A 23,561-nucleotide genomic window follows, 5' to 3' on the forward strand; every position below is an offset into this window, starting at 1 on the left:
AACCAGACTAAAACCACATATCCCCGCCTACGCTAACCGACTCAATCTCTAAAACTTAAAGGCAATTTAAGGCCTTTTAGCACAGCCCTCAGCTAGGTATAAAGACTTATCGACTGCCTGTAATAACAGTATTTCTCGATAGACTAATAGCTAATCACCTGATAACCATTTTTTTACATTTTTTTGGAAAAACGAAATCAACTATTCACCTTTGCCTACTAATTAACAAGATTAGTAATGAGTTCGCCATGAGTACGTCCTGAAAATCCATCCTTCACCGGTATTTATACACCTGTTTTATCGCCGATTGCACAGACGAAATCAGAACGTGCACTAGGTTTACATCTTTCGTTCGATAGCCGGGTCTGATACCTGCTCAACAGAAGCTGAGCAACACGCACTAGCCTTACATATATAGCAACCAATGAGATACTAACTAACTGGGCAGCTATTTATTCTATAAAATCAATCGAATAGATAGTTTTATAAATTTCACCGATAAGGTGAATTCCGGTACGGATGTAAAAAAGTACGGTCTTGTGGTCCAGCGGCAACTGGTTTACAAGGCATAAAAAAGCCGAAACGGCGGCAACCGTTCCGGCTGGCTAACAATAAGGCTCTGACCGGCCTCATTTTTCACATAACCAAGACAAAGTAATGCAAAAACTTTTATTTGCGGGAGTAGTCTGGCTACTCTCGTTCGGAGGATTGCTGGCACAATCAACCGGATCACGTCTATCCGGTACCGTTCGGGCTGATAATGGCGAGCCGCTCCCAGGTGCCAACATTGTTATTCAGGGTAGTACCATCGGAACCCAAACCGACAGCAACGGCAAATTCTCCCTCCAACTACCCCAGGGCGCAAAAAAACTGGTTGTTACCTCCATTGGATTCACAAATCAGGAAGTACCCATTACCAATGCCACTAACCTCGACATTGCGTTAGTAGCCGATACGCGCCAACTTAGTGAGGTAATCGTGACAGGCTACTCCAGCGAAAGTAAAAAATCGTTTACGGGCTCGGCCGCTAAAATTGGCGCGACCCAATTGGAGAATCGCCCGGCGCAAAGTTTAGACCAGCTTCTGGGCGGGCAGGCGGCTGGTGTCAACATTGTACAACCCAGCAGTGCGCTGAACAACACGCCGGTGTTTCGTATCCGGGGCATCAACTCCATCACTTCATCGGTTTACCCGCTCTTTATCGTCGATGGGGTCACGGTGTTTACGGGTTCGTCTGGTGGCTCTGTGGGAAACAATCCATTGTCGGATATCAATCCGTCTGATATTGAGACCATTGATATTTTGAAGGATGCTTCGGCAACGGCCATTTACGGATCGAGGGCGGCTAATGGGGTTGTTGTGATTACCACCAAGAAAGGCAAAAAAGGCCGTACCAAAGTAACCTACGATGGCTGGGCGAGCTTTAGTACGCCCTACAATTTACCCAAAATGCTAAGCCCGGCCGATTACGTTACTATCAAAAATGAAGCGAGGGTCAATGCGGGCCTTACCCCCGGTTTTGTGCTGGGCAAAAATGCAGACGGGAGCGATGTAGGCACGAACTGGTACGATGTGGCCTATCAGACGGGCGTTTCCCAGAATCATACCGTTAGTGTTTCCGGCGCGAACGATGCCACCAATTATTTCCTTTCGGTCAACCACTCCGACCAGAACGGCATTCTGCGAACCAACACCTTCAAACGCGAATCGGCCCGGGTCAATCTGGAGCATAAGCTGAACCGAAGCATCAGCATCGGAACGAACCTGACCTTCAGCAAATCGGTGAACGCGGGACCAAACTCGGGCGCTATCGGCCCCAATTCGGTTGCGTCCTCGTCGGGAAATAATGTCAATACTCAGTACATTGGCTTACAACCGTTGGCGCGCTTGACCTACATTCTACCGCCAAACGTTCCTGTTTATAATGCCAACGGAACCTATAATATCAACACGGCCAACGGCAATATTGGGTATGGCCCAAACAGCTCGACGCTGGGCGTTTTCAACGCGTATAACCTGCAAACCATTTTAGATCTGGACAAGAATTCATCGGCCAATACTACCCTCATCGGGAGTCTGTTCGCTGAAATTGAGCTGCTGAAAGATCTGAAGCTGAAAACGGTTTACGGCCTGGATAACTACGTGGTTGAAAACAAGGAGTTCCGAAATCCGTACAGTGGCGATGGATTTGCCACCAATGGAGCCGCCACCAACTCGACCACAACCTATTACCGCTCCAACTGGACCAATACGCTGTCGTACAACACAACCTTCAACGAAGATCACAACCTGAGACTATTAATTGGGCACGAAGAAATCTACCGGAAAGTAGATGGCTGGGGCGCTGCCCGCACCGGCCTGGCCGATCCGTTTTACACGAACTATCAGGGTGGTTTCACGACTATTACGCCAAGCGCGAACGTCTACTCCGAAAATGGTCTGCTCTCCTATTTCACCAATGTAGGCTACGATTATAAGCGCAAATACCTGTTCAGCTTCAACTTCCGGCGGGATGGCCTGTCGGCACTGGCTGCGGGCAATAAGTGGGGAAATTTCGGGGGCGGATCGGTTGGCTGGAACCTATCGGAGGAATCGTTTTACAAAAACGCATCGCTGGCCAAAACACTTAGCGACGTCAAAATCAGAGCCAGTTACGGGGTTGTCGGTAATAGTAGTCTCAACGATTACGCATCGCTGTCACAGTTTAGTTCGGGAACGTACTCGGGCGTAGCCAGCCTCTATTTCGGGCAGGCCGGGAATCCTGATTTGCGCTGGGAAACGAGTAAGAAAATCGACATCGGCTTGAACCTCGGCTTGTGGAATAATCGCGTCACCATCGAGGCCGATTATTACAAAAACACCATTGATGGCCTGATTCTGAACGCCCCCCAACCCTCATCGAAGGGGATTCCGGGCAATTCCATTGCCGCCAACGTTGGCTCCCTGTACAACCAGGGGATCGAGCTATCAATCGGCGCGAACATCATTAATAAAGGCAAATTCCAGTGGAATGCCAATTTTAACATCGCTACGCTCGAAAATAAGGTCACGTCCTTAGGCACCGGGGGTGATATTTACCCGACCTCCCTGAGCACCTTTGGGATTCAGAATATTACCCGTGTGGGCTATTCAGTTGGGTCTATTTTCGCCGTGCCAACGGCAGGCGTGAACCCAGCTAATGGCAATAAATTATACATCAACCGCAACGATCAGGTTGTTCAGTACAATGCCGTAACCAAAAGCTTCTCGACCCTCGATGGCGCTACGGCCCCGGTTATTGATAACTATGCCGATGGCCGGATTCAGGGGCCTTCCCTGCCTACCTATTATGGCGGGTTGAACAACAACCTGACCTACGGCCACTTCGATTTGGCGGTGGGTATCATCTTCTCGGGTGGCAACAAACTGTACAACGGAACACGGGCCACCATCTCCGACCAGCGGTATTTCAACAACGGTACGTTCATTCTGAACCGCTGGACAACCCCCGGCCAGATGACTGACATTCCCAAACTTGTTTGGGGCGACAGCTTTACCGGCGGCTTCTCATCGGCCAACACTACGAATGTTGAAGATGGCTCCTTCGCGAAACTGAAAAATATCTCGCTGGGGTATCGGGTACCCGTGCAACAGCTCGGTATCAGCAAATTCATTTCATCAGCGCGGGCCTACGTGCAGGCGTCGAACATTTATACCATCACCAAGTACACCGGCTCCGACCCGGAGATATCCATCAACGGAAACTCCATCAACTCGGGCAAAGACCAGAATTCCCCGGTCAATGCCTCGGTCTATACCGTCGGTTTAAACATTGGTTTTTAGGACTTTTTCAGTTCGTAACTCATGAAATCAATAAAAACAATCAAACACTATACAATCCAGGCCTTAGCCATCCTGCCTATTTCGGCGGTGTTGTTAACCGCCTGCCATAAGGATATTCTGGAGGCCGTACCCGTTACCAGTATTTCCAACGAATCGGCCTACAGTACACCAGCCAAGATCCTGGCCCAGGTAAATGGGATCTATTCTCAATTCAGTACGGCGTCGTTTTACGGGGGCCGGTTCCAGGTCTTTAACGAACAGCGGGGTGATGAATTCAGCCAGAATGACGGCAACAACTCCACCGGTGCCAACGTCTGGAACCAGTCCATTTCGGCCTCGGGCGACTTTGTCAATGCGGTCTGGAGTGCGGGGTACACCACCATCAATTCGTCAAATCTATTGATCGACAATCTGGCCGCATCAACCGTTATTCCTGATTCAGTTCGGAAGGGGTATATAGCCGAAGCGAAGTTTTTGAGGGCCTTCAGCTATCTAAGTCTGGTACAAACCTATGCGAAACCTTACGCCCAAAGCAGCACCAGCCCGGCCCTCCCCCTTCGACTGAAAGCCGAAACGTCCAGCAGCAACAACGACCTGGCCTTTAGTTCGGTAGCGGATGTATACACGCAGATCATCAAGGACTTAAACGAAGCCGAAACGGATCTTCCGGTTTCGTACTCAAGCGCGTTACTGAATGCTTCACGAGCCCACAAAGCTTCAGCAATTGCATTGAAAACCCGTGTCTATCTATCGAAAGGTGATTATGCCAGCGTCGTTACCGAAGCCGCTAAACTCGTCTCGGCTGCGGCACCGTTTCAGTACGTTTCGGGTAACCTGACCCACAAGCTCGAGGCCAATGTAGCCACCGTATTTGCCGGATCGTATGTGGGTAATGAAGCAGTGTTCACGATTCCGTTTATTAACCCGGCCGAAGCCCCCGCCCTGCAAAGTGCGCTGGCAGCAAACTACCTGACACCCGTTGTCTACCTGAATTCGGCGGGAATTGCGGCAGACCCGGTTTTCGCATCCGCCACCTCGGTCGATGCCCGGAAAGGATTGATTAGCACGAATGCAACCGGACAGAAACTGGTGAAGAAGTTCCCGAAAAACTCCGCTCCCTACACAGATTATATCCCGGTGATCCGCTATGCCGAGGTGTTGCTTAACTACGCCGAAGCCACTGCGCAGACCGGCGATTTAACGAAAGCAACAGCCTTATTGAAAGCCGTTCGAAACCGATCCGATGCTACGTACACTTTTACAAGCGGCATCGACACGAAAGAAAATCTGGTGAATACCATTCTGAACGAACGGCGCATTGAACTCCTGGGCGAAGGTTTCCGAACCCCTGATCTGCTCCGACGTGTACAGGCCCTACCCGCCAAAACCGGAACCGCCGGTACCGCCCCTGAAGTCCTACCCACCGCCAGCAATTACGTGTGGGCTATCCCTAGTAACGAACTGGCGTATAATGGCTTATCACCGAAATAAACTGTAGCGTGGGCTGCCCGTGCGGCCCATGTCACTAACTACATCCTAACTCAATGAAAAAGACATTCCACTTACTTGCCATAGCCGCTCTACCCCTACTGGCATTGGCCAAAGGCCCTGGCGATACCGTAAAGCCAGCCAAAGAAACGGCGGATAAGGTTTACATCAATGGCAAGATTATTACCGTTGATGCGAAGAACTCGACGGCCCAGGCCGTGGCCGTAAAAGCGGGCAAAATCCTGGCCGTTGGCTCGGTCAGTGACATCAACAAGTTGAAAGATGGCAAAACGATTGTCGTAGACCTGGGTGGCAAAACGGTCATTCCCGGTCTGATTGATGGTCATAGCCACTTCATGAGCCTCGAATGGACCAAAACAGCTAACGTAGCCGCTCCCCCCGTTGGACCAGTAAAAACCATAGCCGATCTGGTTGCGGAACTGAAAAAATACAAGGCCGAGAAAAATATCCCCGATGGCGAATGGATTAACGGCTTTGGCTACGATGTGGACCAACTGGCCGAAAAACGCCACCCGACTAAAGACGATCTGGACGGTGCATTTCCCAACAACCCGGTTGTGATTACACACGTTTCCGGACATATGGCCGTGGCCAATTCAGCCGCGCTGAAATCGGCAGGAATCGACAGCACAACCAAAGATCCTGCCGGGGGTATAATTGTCCGGAAAGATGGCTCCAACGAACCGGCCGGTTTACTTCAGGAGCGGGCGCAAGGGCTTGTCCGGCGCAACCGCCCGAGCAAAACGCCTACGCTGGACGAACAGCTCAAAACGCTCAAAGATCAGCAGTTGTACTATGCCAGTCAGGGCATCACGACCGCTCAGGACGGCAGCACCAGTTTTGAATCCCTGCAATTGCTCAAACAAGCCGCCGACCGGGGCGAGTTACTCATCGACATTGAAACCTTACCGTCGTATGGCATTATCGACAAAGTGCTGGGCAACCCGGAGTTCAAATACGGAGTATTGGACAAGCATCTGAAACTGAATGGCTTTAAGTTCATGTCGGATGGCTCGCCACAAGGCAAAACGGCTTATTTCGGTCAGCCGTATTTAACTAAGGTACCGGGATGTGATAGTGAAGTTTGTCGGGGATTTCCAGTTACCACGCAGGAGCAATTCAACGCAGCGGTAAAAAAGGGGTTCGAAAACAACATTCAGGTATTTGTCCACTGCAACGGCGACGCGGCCATCGACATGTACATCGAGGCTGTTGAAAACGCCAATCGGGAGTTGAAAACGACCAGTACCAACCGACGGCCCGTCGTGATTCACTCACAATTTGTGCGCCCCGATCAGTTGGATAAGTACAAGCAGTTAGGCATGTTACCAGCCTGCTTTACCAACCACACCTTCTTTTGGGGCGATGTACACGTGCAAAACCTGGGCGAGAAACGGGCTTTCTTTTCGAGCCCACTGAAAACGGCACTCAAAAAAGGCATCATTGCTACCAACCATACCGATTTCCCAGTAACTCCTGTAAATCAGCTATTTCTACTGTGGACAGCCGTCAATCGGCAATCCCGTTCGGGCAAAACCATTGGCCCCGACGAACGACTAACGCCCATTGAAGGCTTGCGAACCATTACGATCAATGGTGCTTATGAATATTTCGAAGAAGCCACAAAAGGCTCTATCGAACCCGGCAAGCTGGCCGATCTGGTTGTCCTTTCCGACAATCCACTGACCATCGATCCGCAAGCCATTAAAGACCTGGTTGTGCTCGAAACCATCAAGGAAGGCAAGACCATCTACAAGCGTTAGGACAACCAGTACAGGACCATCCTGTCTACCAATCCGTTAATCTGCATATACGAATGACTTTATCCAAAATAGAACCGGTATCTGTCCGAACCCCACAACGCGTTGCTGAAATTTCGTGGTTCGATGACATTATTGGGGGCGATACCGAATACCTGGGCGTACTGGACAACAGCCGCCGGAGTAGTTTTGAGCACTGCAAGGATATTGCGCTGGAAGCCGAAAAACTAGGGTTCAGCTCGATCTTATTCCCAACGGCCTATACCGTCGGACAGGACCCGCTGACGTTTGCAGCAGGGATTGCCACCCTCACCCAGAAAATCAACTTACTGGTGGCTATACGCACCGGCGAATTTCATCCACCTATGCTGGCCAGGGCGCTGGCGTCGCTCGACCATATGCTCGGAGGGCGGCTGATTCTGAACATTATCAACTCCGATTTGCCCGGCTTCCGCGAAGAACCGGGTCTGCGGTACGAACGCTGCATCGAAACCATCGAAATTCTGAAACAGGCCTGGACGCAGGATCGCATCAATTACAAAGGCAAATACTACCAAGTCAATTTACCAACCGACCCAGTAAAACCCTACCAGCAGAATGGCGGTCCACTGCTCTATTTTGGGGGTACATCCAGTGGATCGCGCGACGTTTGTGCCCAATACTGCGATGTCTTTCTGAACTGGCCCGAATCGGAAGAAAGCATGTATGAAACCCTCAAGGATATGAGCGCCCGGGCCGCCAGCTATGGACGAAAAATTGATTTTGGCCTCCGTATCCACGTGATCGTTCGCGAAACGGAAGCCGAAGCCCGCGCCTACGCCAAGCGCCTGATGTCGAAGTTCGATGATCAACGGGGGCTGGAAATCCGGGCTCGGGGGGAAGATTCACGCTCATTGGGTGTACTTCGGCAAGACCAGCTCCGCGAAACCGGCGATGAAGACGGGTATGTTGAAGACATCCTCTGGACACACATCGGTAAGGTATTTTCCGGCTGTGGGGGCGGGCTGGTTGGGAGTGCGGACCAGGTGGTGGCCAAGCTGAATCGGTATATGGACATGGGGTTTCGGTCGTTCGTGTTTTCCGGGTTTCCACTGATCGAAGAAGCCAACTACTTCGCCAAGCTGGTATTACCGCGCCTGCCCAATGTGTCGATGCCGCGCTTGCAGGGCAGAATCCCAGCCGAAGAACCCGTTACCCCGTTAACCACCGCCGTGCTCGTTTAACTATACACCATGACTAAAGGAAAGGAACTTGTTGAGATGAAGCGGGAAATTGGCCTGATCGACGCGACCCTGCTGGCAGCGGGCGGCATGATTGGCTCCGGCATTTTCATTGTCAGTGCCGATGTTACGCGGACTGTTGGCTCCGCCGGGTGGCTCATCGTTGTCTGGCTCATTGGCGGTTTCATGACCCTGATTGCCGCTGTCAGTTATGGTGAACTCAGTGGCATGTATCCCAAAGCAGGTGGGCAATATGTGTACCTCAAAGAAGCCTTCAACCCGCTGGTAGCCTTCCTTTACGGCTGGAGTTTATTTGCGGTTATTCAAACCGGAACGATTGCCGCTGTGGGGGTTTCCTTTTTTAAATTCCTGGCCTACTTTATTCCCGAAGTGAGTGAAGACATTGCTTTGTTTTCCATCGGGAGCTTTCACATTTCCCCGGCTCAGCTACTGGCCATTGGCATTATTTTCCTCCTCACCTACATCAATACCAAAGGAGTTAAAGGCGGCAAAATAATTCAGACTGTTTTCACGGCAACCAAAGTATTGAGCCTGATCGGATTGATTGGCTTTGGCCTGATCTATTTGAAACCGGAAGTTTGGGCAACCAACTGGGCCAATGCCTGGCACCTGCAACCGCTCAGCCGCGATGGGTCGTTTGGTAATTACATCGGCCTACCGGCACTGGGGGGAGCCATTGCGGCTGCACTTACGGGCACTGTTGTTAGTTACGACGCCTGGAACAACGTGACGTTTGTGGCTAGTGAAATTAAAAATCCGCGCCGGAATATTGGGCTGAGTTTGTTACTGGGCACGTTGCTCGTCACGTTACTTTACGTATCGCTCAACGTCATGTTCACCGCTGTGCTGCCGCTGGCGGATATTGCCGGGGCCGAAAAAGATCGCGTGGGCATCACGGCGGCTCAGGCCATCTTCGGGAACGCGGGTACCGCCGTCATCGCCATTACCATCTTAATTGCCACGTTCGGTTGTAATAACGGCCTGATTCTATCCGGAGCACGCGTCTATTACAGCATGGCCAAAGACGGATTATTTTTCAGAAAAACGGCGCACCTCAACAAACACGCCGTACCCGAATTTGCCTTGTGGATCCAGGCGGTGGTCGCTTCACTGCTCTGTTTGAGTGGGCGCTACGGCGATTTGCTGGATATGATTTCGTTTGTTGTCGTGCTGTTTTATATCCTGACCATTTGGGGTATTTTTATCCTTCGGAAAAAGCAGCCAACGATCGCGCGTTCGTACAAAGCGTTTGGCTACCCCGTTTTGCCCGCGTTGTACATCGTAATGGGGATTGCGTTTTGCAGTCTGCTTATCATTTACAAACCCATATACACCTGGCCAGGGCTACTGATCGCCCTGATTGGCGTGCCAATCTATTACTGGTTAGTGAAACACAACACCGTACTGACCGATGAAGAAATACATGTATAGCCTGCGGATGCTGAGTGGTGCGCTCTTACTCATAGCCCTGGATGGCTGTTTTCAGGCAAATGGAAAAGAACGTTCCAGTCTATCCAGCTCGACAACTGCGTTGATTAGCCAAGCCGATACCCTTCCCTGGCCCGCCAGCTTTGGGCTGGGACGCCCGGCTACGCAGGCAGAGATTGCCCGTTTAGACATCGACGTTCGGCCGGATGGGAAAGGATTACCACCCGGTGAAGGAAAAGCCGCTATTGGAAAAGTAATTTTTGCGGCCAAATGTGCGGCCTGCCATGGCGCTGGGGGCATAGGAGGCCCAAACGGTTCGCTGGTGAGTACGAACGATCCTACCCGAAAGCGACCCGAAAAAACTATTGGTAATTACTGGCCCTACGCAACTACCGTCTTCGATTATATCCGGCGGGCCATGCCGTTCAGTCAGCCTGGTTCCCTCACCAATGACGAGGTCTATAACCTGACGGCGTATTTGCTGAACGCTAACGGCATCATCGAAGAAAAAGTGGTCATCAATGCCCAGACCTTGCCGAAGGTAGTCATGCCCGCACAAAAATTATTCGTACCCGACGACCGCACAGGTGGCCCAACCATCAAGTAAGATGAAGAAGAAAATTAGTCAAATCGACCAGCTTACGGGTAAAATTTCGCGTCGCACGATGCTTGGGGGAGCGGCAACGGCGGCTGTGGCCATCGTTCAGACGGCATCGGGCAAAACGATTCAGGCAGGTGTTTCGGTAGCTGAATTACTGCCCGATGATCCAACAAAGCAAGTCGGTACGCTGGCGGGTGAAGTGGGGACCCGGTCGACGTTTGAAAAACTCGTCAAGAAACCGTCCGACATTTCGTCGCGCTCGCCCTTACAGGATTTTTATGGCATCATAACGCCATCAGATCTCCATTTTGAGCGCCATCACGCAGGTGTACCGGCCATTGATCCGACCAAACATGAATTACTGATTCACGGGATGGTCGATAAACCCCTCATTTTCACTATCGCTGATCTGAAACGGTTTCCGTCTGTCTCGCGGATTGCGTTTCTGGAGTGTTCGGGTAATTTCCGAACGGGCAAAGAAACCATGTCGCCACAGGATGTTTGCGGTCTGACCAGTCAAAGTGAGTGGACAGGCGTTAAACTCTCGACCCTGTTTCGGGAAGTGGGCGTTAAACCCAACGCCAGCTGGTTTCTGGCCGAAGGCTCCGATGCGGCCGTTATGACCCGCAGTATCCCGGTCAAAAAAGGCTGGGACGATGCCATTATTGCCTACGCCCAGAATGGCGAGGCCCTCCGGCCCGAGCAGGGTTATCCCGTTCGGTTGTTTCTGCCGGGTTGGGAAGGGAATACATCGGTAAAGTGGCTTCGCCGGATCGAACTCTCCGACCAACCCTACATGACCCGCGAGGAAACCTCCAAATACACGGAACCCATCAAAGCCGGAAAATACCGCCAATTCAGCTTCGACATCGACGCCCGCTCGATCATTACGTTTCCATCCTATCCTAAAAAAGTGGAGAAGGGCTATATCGAAATCCGGGGTATTGCCTGGAGTGGTCGGGGAAGAGTTGTTCGGGTGGAGGTGAGTACAGATGCGGGTAAAACCTGGAGTCTGGCAACCCTTCAGGACCCCGTTTTAGACAAAGCACACACGGCCTTCCGGTACCTATGGCAGTGGAACGGTTCGGAAACGGAAATTATGAGTCGCGTAACTGACGAAACGGGCTACACCCAACCGACACTCAAGCAATTGGTCGACGCCAGGGGAAGCGAAGTGGGTTATCATTTCAACCCCATTACAGCCTGGCAAATCAAGGCCGATGGCCGGGTGTTGTTCAAACCTGAATAGCATTTACGCTTATGTGAGTGACTTATCGTCTACGTATAATTTGGTCTAATATCATCTTTTCGTTGACAGGATAAACAGGTTTGATTTTGTCGATAACAAACCTGTTTATCCTGTCAACGAAAAAAGTCACGAGCCTTATCGAAAGAGCCAATACGCAATCCCCAGGGTTACAAAATCAGTGAAGGGCTGGTAGGTACCAGCGGATGGCATTTAATACGCTTGTCTGGCAAATCTATCCTTCCTGAAACTGAGCAGACTATTAGGCAGTTCTGGGAAACAAACGCACATAGAAGGTATATACATAGCAACCCGCACAGAAGCCAACGATAGACTCTAAAGCAGCAAACAGGACAAGTGTCGCAGTAGGCACAAGGGTGGATATATCCGCCAGGTGAAGACCTAAAATAAGTAAGCTGAAGGCCAGTCCGATTCGGGCAGCGAACCGTTTAGGAGCCTGATCGGTACCTTTGTAGGGCAGATGCAGCGTCTTTACCAGCTCTTCGGCCAGAGTACCGAATGGACTATATTTACCCAGATCGAAACTCCGCAGCCCAAAGTCCAGCACCAGTCCTAACGGTATAATAAGCCAGTCACTCAGTAAATACGCGAGCCCACTTGCTAACACGAATCCAGCTACCAAACGGACTTTCGTTTCATTAATTTGTATCCCGTCAACGGGACACTCAAGGGTCGTATTCATAATCGTTTCTATTACTAATCTGCCAAAGGGAAGCACCAATCACACTTATTGCGGCAGTGCGCTCAACACATCTTCCTGTTGAGTAAATCCCTCAAAGTTTTCGTCCAGGAAATGGTATTGAATTCGGCGAAACCGGTCGATGACGTATACCGCAGGTACGTATACGTCTTCCGAAATGCCTGATACGCGATCCCAGATGGGGTCTGTTTCCGAGTAAACCCCAAACCGTCGGGCTACTGAGTTATCGGCATCGTACGCCAACAACATGGTCGACAGATCTGTCTGCTGTACCAGATACTTCGGATTCTGATTGGTAAATACCACCATTTGACCGCCTTTTGCCCGAACCTCGGTAGCCAGTTTTGTTAAGGAAGCCAAAAACGGGCGGGCGTAACCACCCCAGCAAGGGCAATAAAAACTAATTACAATTGGCCCCCGGGTTAGCAGCTCAGGTAAGCTTACCGTCTGATGGGCGGCATCGACCGTTAGAAGGGATGCCTGCCAATAGTCAGCCGTATCAACCAATGAGAAAAAGGGAACAGATTCTCCGATTAGTAAAGGACGCACCCGCTCCACAGGCTGGCGATCTTTTACAACGACTGCCCGAACATCGCCCAATTCATTAACCATTTCCAGTGTCATCGCGTGTATTGTTTATGTTTTTAATAATGTTAATCTATATATTAAATAGATTTGTTTTCTAAACAAAGAAGCCAGTTGGTTTACTGACTTAGATTAACCGAGTTCATGTAGGCTATGAAATCGTATTGGCAACAAAGGTGATACGCAAATTTTACTTCTGCAAGAAAAATATAAAAAAATGATTATCAACCAGTTGATCAATAGTCTATCGGCTTTAGGGATTTTCCTAGTAAATCAGTTGGCTAACTAGGAAAACCCCTGATTGTATAGGCTGCTTTATAGCCTTTATTTACTTTTTTAGATAGGTATCCAGCCAGTCAAAAATAGCCTGCCGATTAACATCGCTATCGAACATGGTACCGTAATGGGGAGCGCCTGGCACGATGATGAGCCTGTTTTTAACCTTTGCCAGCGTCAGCCAGGAACTCAGCAAAACAGACTGCGCGGCTGGCACCGACTCGTCTTTCTCGCCCTGAATAATCAGAAACGGGGGATCATTCGTATCAATATAGGTGACGGGGCTGGCAATTCTCGCCAGGTCTGGCCGACGTAAGGGAGATGCCCCTAACAGGCGACTTTCAGAAGTAGCCACAGCCGTATCCGAAAGCGGAGCATCCCGTCGAATCATCGCCAGCAAATCGGCCGGGCCATAGAAATCAACGACGGTTTTGATCTGGAACGACGGCTTTTTCCGATTGGCGTAAAAGGCAGGTATGAAATTATTGGCCGATAAAGCGAGTAATGACGCCAGGTGACCGCCCGCGGAGAAACCCATTAACGCAATTCGATTTCGGTCATACCCATAGGTAGCCGCCTGCTGGTATAGAAACTCAAGTGCCTGATTACAGTCCTGTAGTTGAGCCGGAAAAGGTGCCGTTGTACTGTACCGATAGTCGATAGAGGCAAAAGCGTAGCCTTTTTCCAGAATGGATCGAACGGTGTTTTTCATGTAACTCATGTCGGCGTACTTGTCGTTAAGCATCCAGGCGCCCCCGTGTACCCAAACAACCAAAGGTGGATTGGCACCCGATTTGGCGGGTAGATAGATATCCAGTAAATGCCTCTTTAGAGTATCGCCTGCATAGGGTACGTTCGCCACAAAGCGGGTATCTGCCGGGAAAATCGATTTAACAGGGTTGGTTATCTGGGCCAGACTCGCTGTAGCAGTCATGACCATCAGCAAACAGGATAAAGCAAGCCACTTCAATTGCCGGTTCAGCATAGGAGATAAGGAGTATTTTAGGATTGGATAACGAGTTCAGAAAGATACGTGTCTGTTGGGGAATCGCATCATTCAGAGACTAGCAGAACTATTTTTTCGCCTATACGTTGGCTTGTTCACGCATTGGCTCCCTCGTTCCAAGGCCGTCTTTAGTCAGTTCATCCCGTGGAACTACCAGTTCAAACAATCTGGTGCTGGATGCAGACAGGTAAACACCCAATTTTGGTGCTGTAAACAACTAAAACTACGTGCATCATGAACGTCCTCTTTTCCTTCGTTACGCTTTCTCTTGTTTCTCAAAGTCTGTTGGCTCAGCCCAAACCGGCCGCACGCAAGCCAATCCCTGCTAAGCGCCCGGTTACTACACAATCAGCTACCACCCCGGTTAAGAAACCAGTTGCCACAACGACACTCTCCGCAGCTCAGCCAGCTAAAGCGGCTCCTGTTGAACAGGAACAGCCGCGGCCGGAACAACCAACTACTACATACGTAGCGCCTAAACCGCAGGCAGCACCCGCCAATCGCCCGGCAGTTCAAAACACCCCAACTACCACCAGTCAATCTCATTTTAGGATTGGTTTCCGGCTCGGGGGCAACTCATCAACGATCGGCGGAACTGATATTTCGGCCTTGGGAGAGGGCGTTAAACTGGCCCGGGTAACCGGTTTTCACGGCGGAGTTATCGTCAATATCGGTGGCCCCAACTTTTCGGTACAACCCGAAATTCTCTATACCCAATATGGAGTTCGCGTGGCGGCTGGCGCTGATTATTTCCAGCTCAAATACAACCTCGTTGAAGTGCCGATATTGCTAAAAGCTAGCTTTGGTCAACCAAACCTTCGGTTCTTTATCAATGCGGGTCCGGTTGCAGGCTATACCACAAGTGGAACCATATCCGTTCAGGAGTCGGGTCAATCCCAGTCTCAGGCACTAGACGTGACCTCCTCTGGCCGACTGTCATTTGGCGCATCGGGCGGAGCTGGTGTTGCGTTGAAAGCCGGTCCGGGATCGGTTCAACTGGAAGCCCGTTACTCATACTTGTTCTCCAGCAATGAGGATGGCGTAGCGCTGAATCCGCAAAATGCGATGCTATCCGTAGGTTACCTCATTCCGCTGGGTGGGAAATAAAGTAGTGTAGGGGCGTTGGCGATACAGGAACCCCTGGCGATATAGTTTCTACCCCAAAAGCCACTATTCCACAGACGGACTAACCAACAGGCTGTTTCGGCGCTTATAGCCGCCCCTTTTGGCTATTCTTTGCTGCCAAACGCTTTTCTATAATGATCGGTATAGATCAGAACGGTATCTCCTTACCTGCTGTCAATGCCATTGTTAGCACATTCCGTTTCCATTTGGGCTCTATTAGCTCCCTGAGTCCTTTTCTGGAAAAGTCCAGGCAAACGCCTTCCGTTTAGAACATGGAAAGCGCTATTGTATCAATTGACTGGTCCTTGTAAGAACGGTTCACACGGCTATTTATGCATTCCAGACAATCCTTACTACGTTCCAAACCAATCAATACCGGCACAGGCCATTCTGAACGCTACTTTTAAGCGACAAACAACAAATAAACTACTAATGGAAACTATTCTCTTACCCGACTTTACTATCAAGCGATCCGTTTCGGTGGCCTCCATCGAGTATATCGAAGCAATGGGAAATTATTCGCTGGTTCACGTAAGGAATCAGAAGCCTATGCTAGTGGCCATTACACTTAAACGCCTGTCGGAACGCCTGCCTGCCTTTCTTCGCATTCATAAAGGAATTTTGGTGAACCCTGACTACATCGTGGCTTATCATACCCGCTATCTGGACACGCCTTATGTACAGCTCTCAAAAAACCGCCAGTTGCCTATTTCTCGTCGGCAGATCAAACAATTAAGGCCTTATCTGGCAGCTTTTCCCGTAATCTCACCGAACCGATGTTCACCTGTTTGTGCATGAGCGTACGAGCAGAGAGTGCCTACACCGGGCAGCCGATCGGCAGGTTAACCGTAAAGGTCGTTCCCTTTCCTTCCTGGCTCTTTACAGTCAACTGACCGCCATGACGTTCAACGAATTGCCGGGCAATAACCAGGCCCAGGCCGGTACCCTGTATGCCTGCCGTGTTACTGGCCCGGAAGAAAGCCTGAAACAACGAGGCCTGATCACGAGCCGGGATGCCCATTCCTGTATCGATCACCTGTAATACCAGACTGTCGGGCTTAAACTGAATGCACAGAACCGGAGGTGTATTTGTGGAAAACTTAAAGGCATTCGACAGCAGGTTGATTAGCACATGACTGATCAGTGTGGCATCCAGATCAACCCGGCAGGGTACGCCCTCGATGGTAAGCTGAACATTCCGCCGATCAGAGCGACCACTAAAATGCGTATCAATCAGGATCTCGCAAAGGCTAACGATATCTTCTGACTGAGGAGCATAGGCTACTTTCCCGGCTTCGATCTGACCAATGGTCAGTACATCGGTCAGTAACGTCGTGAACTGGTCAACCTGTTTTTCGATCACACCCAGGTGTTTTTGAATGGCTGGCCGGCCATTGGCAGCGGGGGCATCCAGATACAGTTTGATTAACTCGACACTGGACTGAATCGTTGTCAGCGGGGTGCGGAATTCGTGGGAGGCTGTGGAGACAAACTGCGACTTAAGCTGGTTTAATTCCTGCTCACGTAGCAGGGATTGCTGGAGAACGAGCTCCTTATCTTTCTGGCTGGTCACGTCATTGGCGATACCAATGTGTCGAACAACTTTCCCCGATTCGTCCCGGATAATAAAGGTGCGAATTAATAGCCAACGCAGCGGCTTGTTTTTCAGTTGCAGTCGATAATACAGTTCCCCGTCTATTCCGGCCTTGTACTGATCAATAAAGGCCAGAACTGCGGGCCGGTCTTCCGGCAGAACAGTCTCCATAAACGACAATGGGTCTTCGTGTGATCGCTGAAAGGTAGTCCCCCAGACCCGTTCAAAGGCAGGGTTTACATAGAGTAATTGAAATGGGTTGGCCGAGTGAATCCAGAATACCTCATCAACATTTTCGGCAATTTCCCGAAATCGTTGTTCGCTCTCCTGGAGCTGCTGCTGGGCCTCCTGTTGCTCTACTTTAGCCTGGAGCAACTGTACATGAAACGCTTGCTCCTGTAGTTCCTGTCGTTGCTGGAGTACCTCACTGGTTCGTGCCTGGACCTGATGTTGTAAGACCATTTTTTGTGTCTGTATCCGATTGACACGTAACCAATATACCCAGTACAGACTTCCCACCACGAACAAGGCGACCAACACCCGAAACCAGGTCGTTTGCCAAAACGGGGGAATAATATGTAAGTTGACAAACGTACCAGTCTCATTCCAGACTCCGTCGTTATTGGCCGCTTTGACCCGGAATACATAGTCGCCCGGGTCCAGGTTGGTATAGGTGGCTGTTCGTTGAGTACCCGCCTGAATCCAATCCGAATCGAAGCCCTCAAGTTTATAGGCATACTGATTCTTAGACGAAACGGTGTAACTCAAGGCGGCAAATCCAAATGAAAGAACCGATTGGTGATAGGAGAGCGTAATGTCGTGGGTTTCACTAATTGGCTTCTTCAGTACGGACTCCGCATCCTGCATATGTACCGACTGGTTAAACAGTTGAAAGTCGGTAATATAGACTGGAGGAATGAACGAATTATACCGTAAACTGTCGGGATAAAAGCTATTAAGTCCGCTTAAGCCGCCAAAAAAAAGCTGCCCAGTCCGGCTTTTGTAACAGGCCATCCGGTTAAAAGAACTTTCCTGCAACCCATCACTCGCGTCAAAATTACGAATGGTGTGTGTCTTCGGATTAAAGGCACTCAGGCCTTTATTGGTGCTCAGCCACAGAATTCCATGCTGATCCTCCAGGATACCCTGAATCACTTCGTTGGCCAGGCCGTCTCGCAGATGATACGTTCTGAACGTTTGGGTATGGGCATCATATTGGTTTAATCCAGCATTGGTACCCAGCCAGAGTTGCCCTGTACTGCTTTCAAAGAGGATATTTACCTGGTTGCTGCTGAGGCTTCTGGGAATTGGGTCCTTATGCAGATACTGGGTAAACTTATTTTTGTCGGGGTGGAATACATTAACCCCTCCCCCATCGGTACCCAGCCAGATGTTTCCCAGCCTGTCTTCCCACAAGCTAGTAATGGTTGGATAGTTCAGTTTACCGGCCTGTCCTGCGTTTGGCTGGTATCGGGTTATTGCACCCGTGTTCTGATCATATCGAATAAGCCCTTCCTCAAAAGTACCCAGCCACATAATTCCGTTCCGGGCCTCCAGAATCGCACTAATACTAAGGGGACTAAGCTTACCTTTCGATTCAAAGGTGCCTTTGCTTCGATTAAACAGCGTTAGCCCTCCTTTATAATTACCCGTCCAGATACGCTTTTTCCGATCTTCATAAATTGTCAGCACAAAATTACTCCCAATGGTAGCGGCATAACGGCTCGTATCCTGGTAGGCCATAAAAACGGACTTGCTTTTTTTGAGCACATTGATGCCCCCTCCATCGGTGCCCAGCCACAAATCGCCCCGGTCATCCTCCCGAACTGCCAGTATATTGTTATTCGTCAGCTTGTTCGTATTGATTCGTGTGCGTTGATAGAGCTTAAATTTCAGGGGAGCGGCATCCAGTTTATTAACTCCTCCCGAATACGTGCCCACCCACATTGTACCCATTCGATCCCGGTATATGGAATAGATCGAGCCACTGTTGAGACCCTGATTGTTATCGACCTGATACGTATAATAGGAAAATGTACCATCAGGGTGTAACAGGTTAATTCCACCGTTTTGGGTTCCAATCCACAGAGTATGGTCGTTGTCTTCGGCCAGAGCCTTCACATCATTATGGCTCAGCTGAGCCGGCAAACCTGTTGTCTGTTGAAAGCGCTTAAAAACTCCTTTGGCTCGATCGAACTGGTTTAAGCCCCCTTCTGTAGCCACCCAGAACCGCCCCTGCGAATCTTCAAAACAGGAGGTCACCCGATTTTGACTTAATGAGTGCGGATCAGCCGAATTATGTATGTAGTGGGTAAAGAATTTCGTTTTCGGGTCCAGTCGATTTAAGCCGCCACCCAGGGTACCGGCCCAAACTATACCAGCACGATCGATCAGTATAGAGCTTACCTCATTATGACTCAGGCTAGCGACATTTGAATTCTGATGGGTAAAGTGCGTAAAGGTTTTGTGTTGAGGATCAAACCGATCAAGCCCACCCCCAGCGGTACCCACCCATAGATCTCCTCCAGCATCCTGAGCGATGGCCATAACTTTATTATGAGAAAGGCTATTGGGGTGCCCAGGTAAGTGTTTGTAACTGGTAAAGGTTTCGGTATCGGGATCAAACAAATTAAGGCCACCATCATCAGTGCCAATCCACAATTGCCCCTGCTTATCCTCGAACAGGCTGTGTACATAACTATGACTCAGGCTAGTGGATTTTAAAGGGTCGTTTCGATAGAGCGTATAACTATAGCCATCATATTTATTAAGTCCATCCCGTGTACCAAACCACATAAACCCTTTTCTATCCTGCAAAATGCAGGTTACGTTATTTTGGGAAAGGCCCTGATTCGTGGTCAGGTACGTAAATCGGGCCTGTTGCTGCTGGGATTGAGCAGGCAGCGTGATCCAGAACCCAGCTAGCAGGAAGCAAAAGAAACGAAAGGGCATTATGGTTAAGGTAGTTGTAACGTACGGCGGAAGGTATTTTATTTTATAAATTTAATAACATATAATATACTCTTTACAATTAAAGTATCTTTATATAAATGAATATTGGTGTAGGAAATAGGGCTGAGTAAAGGGTTCCTGCCCAATTTAGTCAGCTGATCGACTGTATTTATTCGAATAAATACAGTCGATCAGCTAGCTCCTTCATGCTTATACCGGCAACACAGATAAAACGTATTATACCCGATGCTATACTCGTTGAGGTATTCGGCCGGGGTTATAAACTCCGATGAACTAACCAGCAGGTACAGTACTTATCCGAAATTCTGTCGGAACGCTTCGGGTGTATAGCCAGCGTGTTTCTTGAAGAACCGGATGAAATAGGAAACGTCTTCGTAGCCCAGTTGGTCGGCAATATCTTTGATTTGATCAGGCGTTGCCAGCAGGTACCGTTTCGCTTCCAGAATAATCCGTTCATTGATTAATTCAGAAGTAATTTTGCCGAGCGTCGTTTTGGTGATTTCGTTCAACTGATAGAGCGATAGATTCATAAAACTGGCGTATTGAGAAGCGAGCTTATGGGTAGTTATGTGCGTTTCCATCAACGCTAGAAATTCCTCCAGGCGCTCCTGCGTATACTGATTAATTACTATTGGCGGTCCATTCAGATTCGGGCTTTGCCGGATAAATTCGATAAAAAATATCTCCAGATTTGCCTTAATGACATCTTGATAGCCCTCCTCTTTATTTGTGTATTCCAGGAACATGGAAGTTAGCGTAGCCTTTATTTTTTCAAATCGACTGGCCTCCAGTTTACAATAGTTTTTACTGCTGGCTTTTCGTACTCGCTGGATGGAAAGCTTCGTAGTTGGGCTGTAAAATTCGGCGTTATATTCGACTAAGAATCCAGTGCTACCCACTTTCAGGTTAAGCTGGTGTACCTGCCCAGGGCGCAAAAAGAAAATAGAATTACTACGAATCGTATAGGGTGTAAAATCTATTTCATGAACTCCATCTCCAGTTTGCAACGCAAGAATAAAAAAGAAATCATGCCGGTGCAGATCATGGATTAAATCATGTTCACCCACTATATCCTGAACCTGCCGAATCGTAAACCGTTCGGCTGTTTGTATGTCGGGATACGCTGAATTAATTTGCCTGATGGGTATTTTCTTCATGGTATGGTCGCATTAATCAACACCTGCCTTTGTCAATAGTAGTGATAAAAGAGAGAAGACTGCTGTTACGTTAAAAATACAGCCGGTACAACAGGTTGGGAACTAAGCCCCGTTGGGTCGTATGCCCTACGGAACCAGGCTGACCTGGGTCGTAATATTCGGTTATCTTGCCCTGATTGTTGGTGAGATTATCCATGTTCAGGAATAATTCATGCGTGGTTCGGGCCTTGTTCCATTTGTAGCTCACCGAGAGCACTATTTTGGACAGGTCACTTAAGGACGTTTCGTACGCTTTGCTATAATCCCAGAACTTATTCCTGGCCGGATCGACGGCTAAATTCCCGGCAGCATCTCGTAACAGCGGAATAATCGGTTTAGCGCCACTGAAAAACACTTTCGCATTTATCCCCAGGACCTGATTCTTCTTCTTGCCCAGCTTAACAAACTCTTTCCCAGCTAACAGATTGACCAGATAATGACCATTGTAGGGCGTGTTGCGCTCTTTCCCTTCTAGCGTTTGGTAGGTGGAAGTATATAAGGAGCCGTTGACTAAATAATAGAAGTTATGGCTAAAGTAGCGTTCCAGAGTCAACTCAATGCCATAATTCCGACCGGTTCCTTTATTGACTAGAGCAACATAATTAAAATCAGGGCCTTCGTTAATGGTCGCGAACGTACTCGTCGCACTGTTTTCGACTGGCAACTGGTAAAGGGACTGGTAATACACTTCTGCTTTAGCCACCAACGCCTGCGTGAAACGCTTTTCGTAGCCCAGCACAACATGGTGGGCTTTCAGTAGACCCAGGTTTTTGTTTGGCTCGCTAAGTTGTCCATCTGCCGATTCAACCTGGGCAAAATAGTTATGGGCACTTTCCATCGTGCTGTGTTTCCCATAACCAGCCTGTAACGAACTGGTCGGACTAAGCTGCCAGTTCAGGGAAAATCTTGGTTCAAGGGTACTTTTATGGTTTAGCAGCACATTCATGTTATGGATGCCTGTCACCATGGTAATCGCTTCATTGAATCGGTGTTTCCAACTGATGTAATTCCGGATCGTACCCACCTTTTCCTGGAAATTGAGCAAATACACTCGAGTTGCCGCATCGCCCTGTAATTGGCTTTGCTGGTAATCATACCCTGCAAGCGAATACTGCGCACCGATCTGGATAGTATTCCGGGCATTTAGCTTAGTGTGGTAGGTAAGGCCACCCCGATAGGTCGATTTGAGTAAGCGGCTTTGAAAATTAGGGTGAGTCGTTAACACCGAATCCCTCAGGTAGGCCCCGCTACCGTCATATTGTTTTTCGATGCTGGATTCAAAAACCTTATCGTTGATGCCTTCCTGCGAATACGACAACGTAGTATGGATATAGCTTTTGGCACCAAGCGGCAAGGTGTGGGTCAACCCCAGGTTCAGTAAATTAGACCCCTTTTCCAGATCTTCCCGAATACCGGCCAGCATGGAGCGATCACCGGGCGTTTCCGCAATTTCGGGGGTTACTTCTTTCAGGAACGCGCTGCTGGAGCCACCCAATCCGAATAGGGAAAAGGCCCCGGCTTTTTTGGTGGGCAACAAAACCTTAAACGCGGCATCCTGAAACTTGGGCGATCCCTTTACGCCCGTTAAACCCAAATCGGTTAGAAGGGAAATGGTGGAATAGCGGTAATTCACCAGATAAGATCCCCCATACCCTTTTTTGAAGGGGCCTTCAACGGTTAAATCCGTACCCAGAATTCCCACGCCCAACACCGCTTCCGTTTTTTCATTATTCCCGGCTCTCAACTTTACGTCATATACGCCGGATAACACATCGCCGTATTCGGGGGCAAACGCACCCGTGTAAAAATCGGAAGTGGCCAGAATGTTATTATTCAGCGTGCTCAGCCCACCGCCAATAGCGCCCTGGTCGGCAAAATGGTTTGGGTTGGTGATTTGGATGCCTTCCAGCCGCCATTGAACATATTTAGGCGAATTACCCCGTACAATAATGTCGTTGTTTCCATTTGGATTATTGGCCACACCCGCAAAATTGGACACGATCAGGGAAGGGTCGTTAAACCCACCCGCGTACCGATTCGTTTCTTCGGGAGAAATGGACCGGGCACTGATCAGGGCCATTTCGTTCTGCGCCTGGCCTTTTTCCAGACTGGCTTTCACCACAACTTCGGCCAGTTTCAGGGTTGATTCCTGCATGGTCAGGTTAAGCACCACTTCTTTGCCGGAGTTGACCACAATATCCGGGATGATTTTGGGTTCGTAGCCTAGATACGATAATTGCAGACTGATACGTCCGGTAGGGATGTTGCTTAATTTGAACTGTCCATTCTGGTCGGTTGTGATACCAACGAGGGGTTTAGACCCTACGATGAGTAAAGTTGCCCCAATCAGCGGGAGCTGGCTGTCCGAATCAGTGAGGGTGCCTCGCACGGTTTGAGACAAGGCCTGCGCCTGGCCCAACATCGGGCTAAACAAAAGAAAAAAGAGGAAGACAAGTAGTAATAAGATGTATTTCATGG

General features: G+C 49.4%; 15 protein-coding genes. 9 read left to right on the top strand and 6 right to left on the bottom strand.

The genetic code is table 11. The features are described 5' to 3' along the window. Positions 1–657 precede the first annotated feature (657 nt). From EXU85_RS21730 to soxC, 7 genes are read left to right on the top strand one after another with little or no spacing between them, the layout of a single operon-like run. Positions 658–3,822: a SusC/RagA family TonB-linked outer membrane protein gene (locus EXU85_RS21730; protein WP_142774105.1), complete on the top strand. Its 3,165-nt coding sequence runs from the start codon at positions 658–660 to the stop codon at positions 3,820–3,822. A gap of 21 nt (positions 3,823–3,843) precedes the next feature. Beyond that, on the top strand, positions 3,844–5,313 hold the full coding sequence (locus tag EXU85_RS21735; RefSeq protein ID WP_142774106.1) for a RagB/SusD family nutrient uptake outer membrane protein: 1,470 nt from the start codon (positions 3,844–3,846) through the stop codon (positions 5,311–5,313). A gap of 53 nt (positions 5,314–5,366) precedes the next feature. Further along, positions 5,367–7,094 carry an amidohydrolase gene (locus EXU85_RS21740; protein ID WP_142774107.1) on the top strand — a complete coding sequence of 576 codons (1,728 nt, stop codon included), beginning with the start codon at positions 5,367–5,369 and terminating at the stop codon, positions 7,092–7,094. A gap of 53 nt (positions 7,095–7,147) precedes the next feature. After that, positions 7,148–8,314 carry an LLM class flavin-dependent oxidoreductase gene (locus EXU85_RS21745; protein ID WP_142774108.1) on the top strand — a complete coding sequence of 389 codons (1,167 nt, stop codon included), beginning with the start codon at positions 7,148–7,150 and terminating at the stop codon, positions 8,312–8,314. A 9-nt stretch (positions 8,315–8,323) separates the two neighbouring features. After that, positions 8,324–9,763: an APC family permease gene (locus EXU85_RS21750; RefSeq protein ID WP_142774109.1), complete on the top strand. Its 1,440-nt coding sequence runs from the start codon at positions 8,324–8,326 to the stop codon at positions 9,761–9,763. Further along, positions 9,744–10,367, top strand: a complete 624-nt coding sequence (locus EXU85_RS21755) for a c-type cytochrome (protein WP_142774110.1) — start codon at positions 9,744–9,746, stop codon at positions 10,365–10,367. Before EXU85_RS21750 ends, EXU85_RS21755 begins: the two co-directional genes overlap by 20 nt. A gap of 1 nt (position 10,368) precedes the next feature. Beyond that, positions 10,369–11,610 carry a sulfite dehydrogenase gene (soxC, locus tag EXU85_RS21760; RefSeq protein ID WP_142774111.1) on the top strand — a complete coding sequence of 414 codons (1,242 nt, stop codon included), beginning with the start codon at positions 10,369–10,371 and terminating at the stop codon, positions 11,608–11,610. Between the two features lie 259 nt (positions 11,611–11,869). On the opposite strand, the gene EXU85_RS21765 is transcribed toward soxC, so the two are convergent. The 3 genes from EXU85_RS21765 to EXU85_RS21775 form a co-directional block, all read right to left on the bottom strand. Next, positions 11,870–12,310 carry a DUF4395 domain-containing protein gene (locus EXU85_RS21765; protein ID WP_142774112.1) on the bottom strand — a complete coding sequence of 147 codons (441 nt, stop codon included), beginning with the start codon at positions 12,308–12,310 and terminating at the stop codon, positions 11,870–11,872. A gap of 45 nt (positions 12,311–12,355) precedes the next feature. Then, positions 12,356–12,952, bottom strand: a complete 597-nt coding sequence (locus EXU85_RS21770) for a redoxin domain-containing protein (protein ID WP_142774113.1) — start codon at positions 12,950–12,952, stop codon at positions 12,356–12,358. A gap of 289 nt (positions 12,953–13,241) precedes the next feature. After that, complete coding sequence (locus EXU85_RS21775; RefSeq protein ID WP_246859188.1) at positions 13,242–14,174, bottom strand: alpha/beta hydrolase; 933 nt, start codon at positions 14,172–14,174, stop codon at positions 13,242–13,244. Positions 14,175–14,429: 255 nt separating this feature from the next. Between EXU85_RS21775 and EXU85_RS21780 the strand changes: the two genes are divergently transcribed. Continuing rightward, positions 14,430–15,302, top strand: a complete 873-nt coding sequence (locus tag EXU85_RS21780; protein WP_142774114.1) for a porin family protein — start codon at positions 14,430–14,432, stop codon at positions 15,300–15,302. 450 nt (positions 15,303–15,752) lie between these two features. Beyond that, complete coding sequence (locus EXU85_RS21785; RefSeq protein ID WP_142774115.1) at positions 15,753–16,118, top strand: LytTR family DNA-binding domain-containing protein; 366 nt, start codon at positions 15,753–15,755, stop codon at positions 16,116–16,118. A 19-nt stretch (positions 16,119–16,137) separates the two neighbouring features. Here EXU85_RS21785 and EXU85_RS21790 read toward each other — a convergent pair whose 3' ends face one another. The 3 genes from EXU85_RS21790 to EXU85_RS21800 all read right to left on the bottom strand — a co-directional run bounded on the left by EXU85_RS21790 (position 16,138) and on the right by EXU85_RS21800 (position 23,559). After that, positions 16,138–19,866: a sensor histidine kinase gene (locus EXU85_RS21790; RefSeq protein ID WP_142774116.1), complete on the bottom strand. Its 3,729-nt coding sequence runs from the start codon at positions 19,864–19,866 to the stop codon at positions 16,138–16,140. Positions 19,867–20,180: 314 nt separating this feature from the next. After that, on the bottom strand, positions 20,181–21,044 hold the full coding sequence (locus EXU85_RS21795; RefSeq protein WP_142774117.1) for an AraC family transcriptional regulator: 864 nt from the start codon (positions 21,042–21,044) through the stop codon (positions 20,181–20,183). A gap of 70 nt (positions 21,045–21,114) precedes the next feature. Continuing rightward, positions 21,115–23,559, bottom strand: a complete 2,445-nt coding sequence (locus EXU85_RS21800; RefSeq protein WP_142774118.1) for a TonB-dependent receptor — start codon at positions 23,557–23,559, stop codon at positions 21,115–21,117. Between the last annotated feature and the right edge of the window lie 2 nt (positions 23,560–23,561).

The organism is Spirosoma sp. KCTC 42546 (genome assembly GCF_006965485.1).
Classification (GTDB): domain Bacteria; phylum Bacteroidota; class Bacteroidia; order Cytophagales; family Spirosomataceae; genus Spirosoma.

What these genes read in the sequence shown, in the direction of transcription:
- EXU85_RS21730 (WP_142774105.1), top strand. Translation starts at nt 658, where the DNA reads ATGCAAAAACTTTTATTTGCGGGAGTAGTCTGGCTACTCTCGTTCGGA.
- EXU85_RS21780 (WP_142774114.1), top strand. Translation starts at nt 14,430, where the DNA reads ATGAACGTCCTCTTTTCCTTCGTTACGCTTTCTCTTGTTTCTCAAAGT.
- EXU85_RS21795 (WP_142774117.1), bottom strand. Translation starts at nt 21,044, where the DNA reads ATGAAGAAAATACCCATCAGGCAAATTAATTCAGCGTATCCCGACATA.
- EXU85_RS21755 (WP_142774110.1), top strand. Translation starts at nt 9,744, where the DNA reads ATGAAGAAATACATGTATAGCCTGCGGATGCTGAGTGGTGCGCTCTTA.
- EXU85_RS21765 (WP_142774112.1), bottom strand. Translation starts at nt 12,310, where the DNA reads ATGAATACGACCCTTGAGTGTCCCGTTGACGGGATACAAATTAATGAA.
- EXU85_RS21785 (WP_142774115.1), top strand. Translation starts at nt 15,753, where the DNA reads ATGGAAACTATTCTCTTACCCGACTTTACTATCAAGCGATCCGTTTCG.
- EXU85_RS21770 (WP_142774113.1), bottom strand. Translation starts at nt 12,952, where the DNA reads ATGACACTGGAAATGGTTAATGAATTGGGCGATGTTCGGGCAGTCGTT.
- EXU85_RS21740 (WP_142774107.1), top strand. Translation starts at nt 5,367, where the DNA reads ATGAAAAAGACATTCCACTTACTTGCCATAGCCGCTCTACCCCTACTG.
- EXU85_RS21790 (WP_142774116.1), bottom strand. Translation starts at nt 19,866, where the DNA reads ATGCCCTTTCGTTTCTTTTGCTTCCTGCTAGCTGGGTTCTGGATCACG.
- EXU85_RS21800 (WP_142774118.1), bottom strand. Translation starts at nt 23,559, where the DNA reads ATGAAATACATCTTATTACTACTTGTCTTCCTCTTTTTTCTTTTGTTT.
- EXU85_RS21750 (WP_142774109.1), top strand. Translation starts at nt 8,324, where the DNA reads ATGACTAAAGGAAAGGAACTTGTTGAGATGAAGCGGGAAATTGGCCTG.
- soxC (WP_142774111.1), top strand. Translation starts at nt 10,369, where the DNA reads ATGAAGAAGAAAATTAGTCAAATCGACCAGCTTACGGGTAAAATTTCG.
- EXU85_RS21775 (WP_246859188.1), bottom strand. Translation starts at nt 14,174, where the DNA reads ATGCTGAACCGGCAATTGAAGTGGCTTGCTTTATCCTGTTTGCTGATG.
- EXU85_RS21745 (WP_142774108.1), top strand. Translation starts at nt 7,148, where the DNA reads ATGACTTTATCCAAAATAGAACCGGTATCTGTCCGAACCCCACAACGC.
- EXU85_RS21735 (WP_142774106.1), top strand. Translation starts at nt 3,844, where the DNA reads ATGAAATCAATAAAAACAATCAAACACTATACAATCCAGGCCTTAGCC.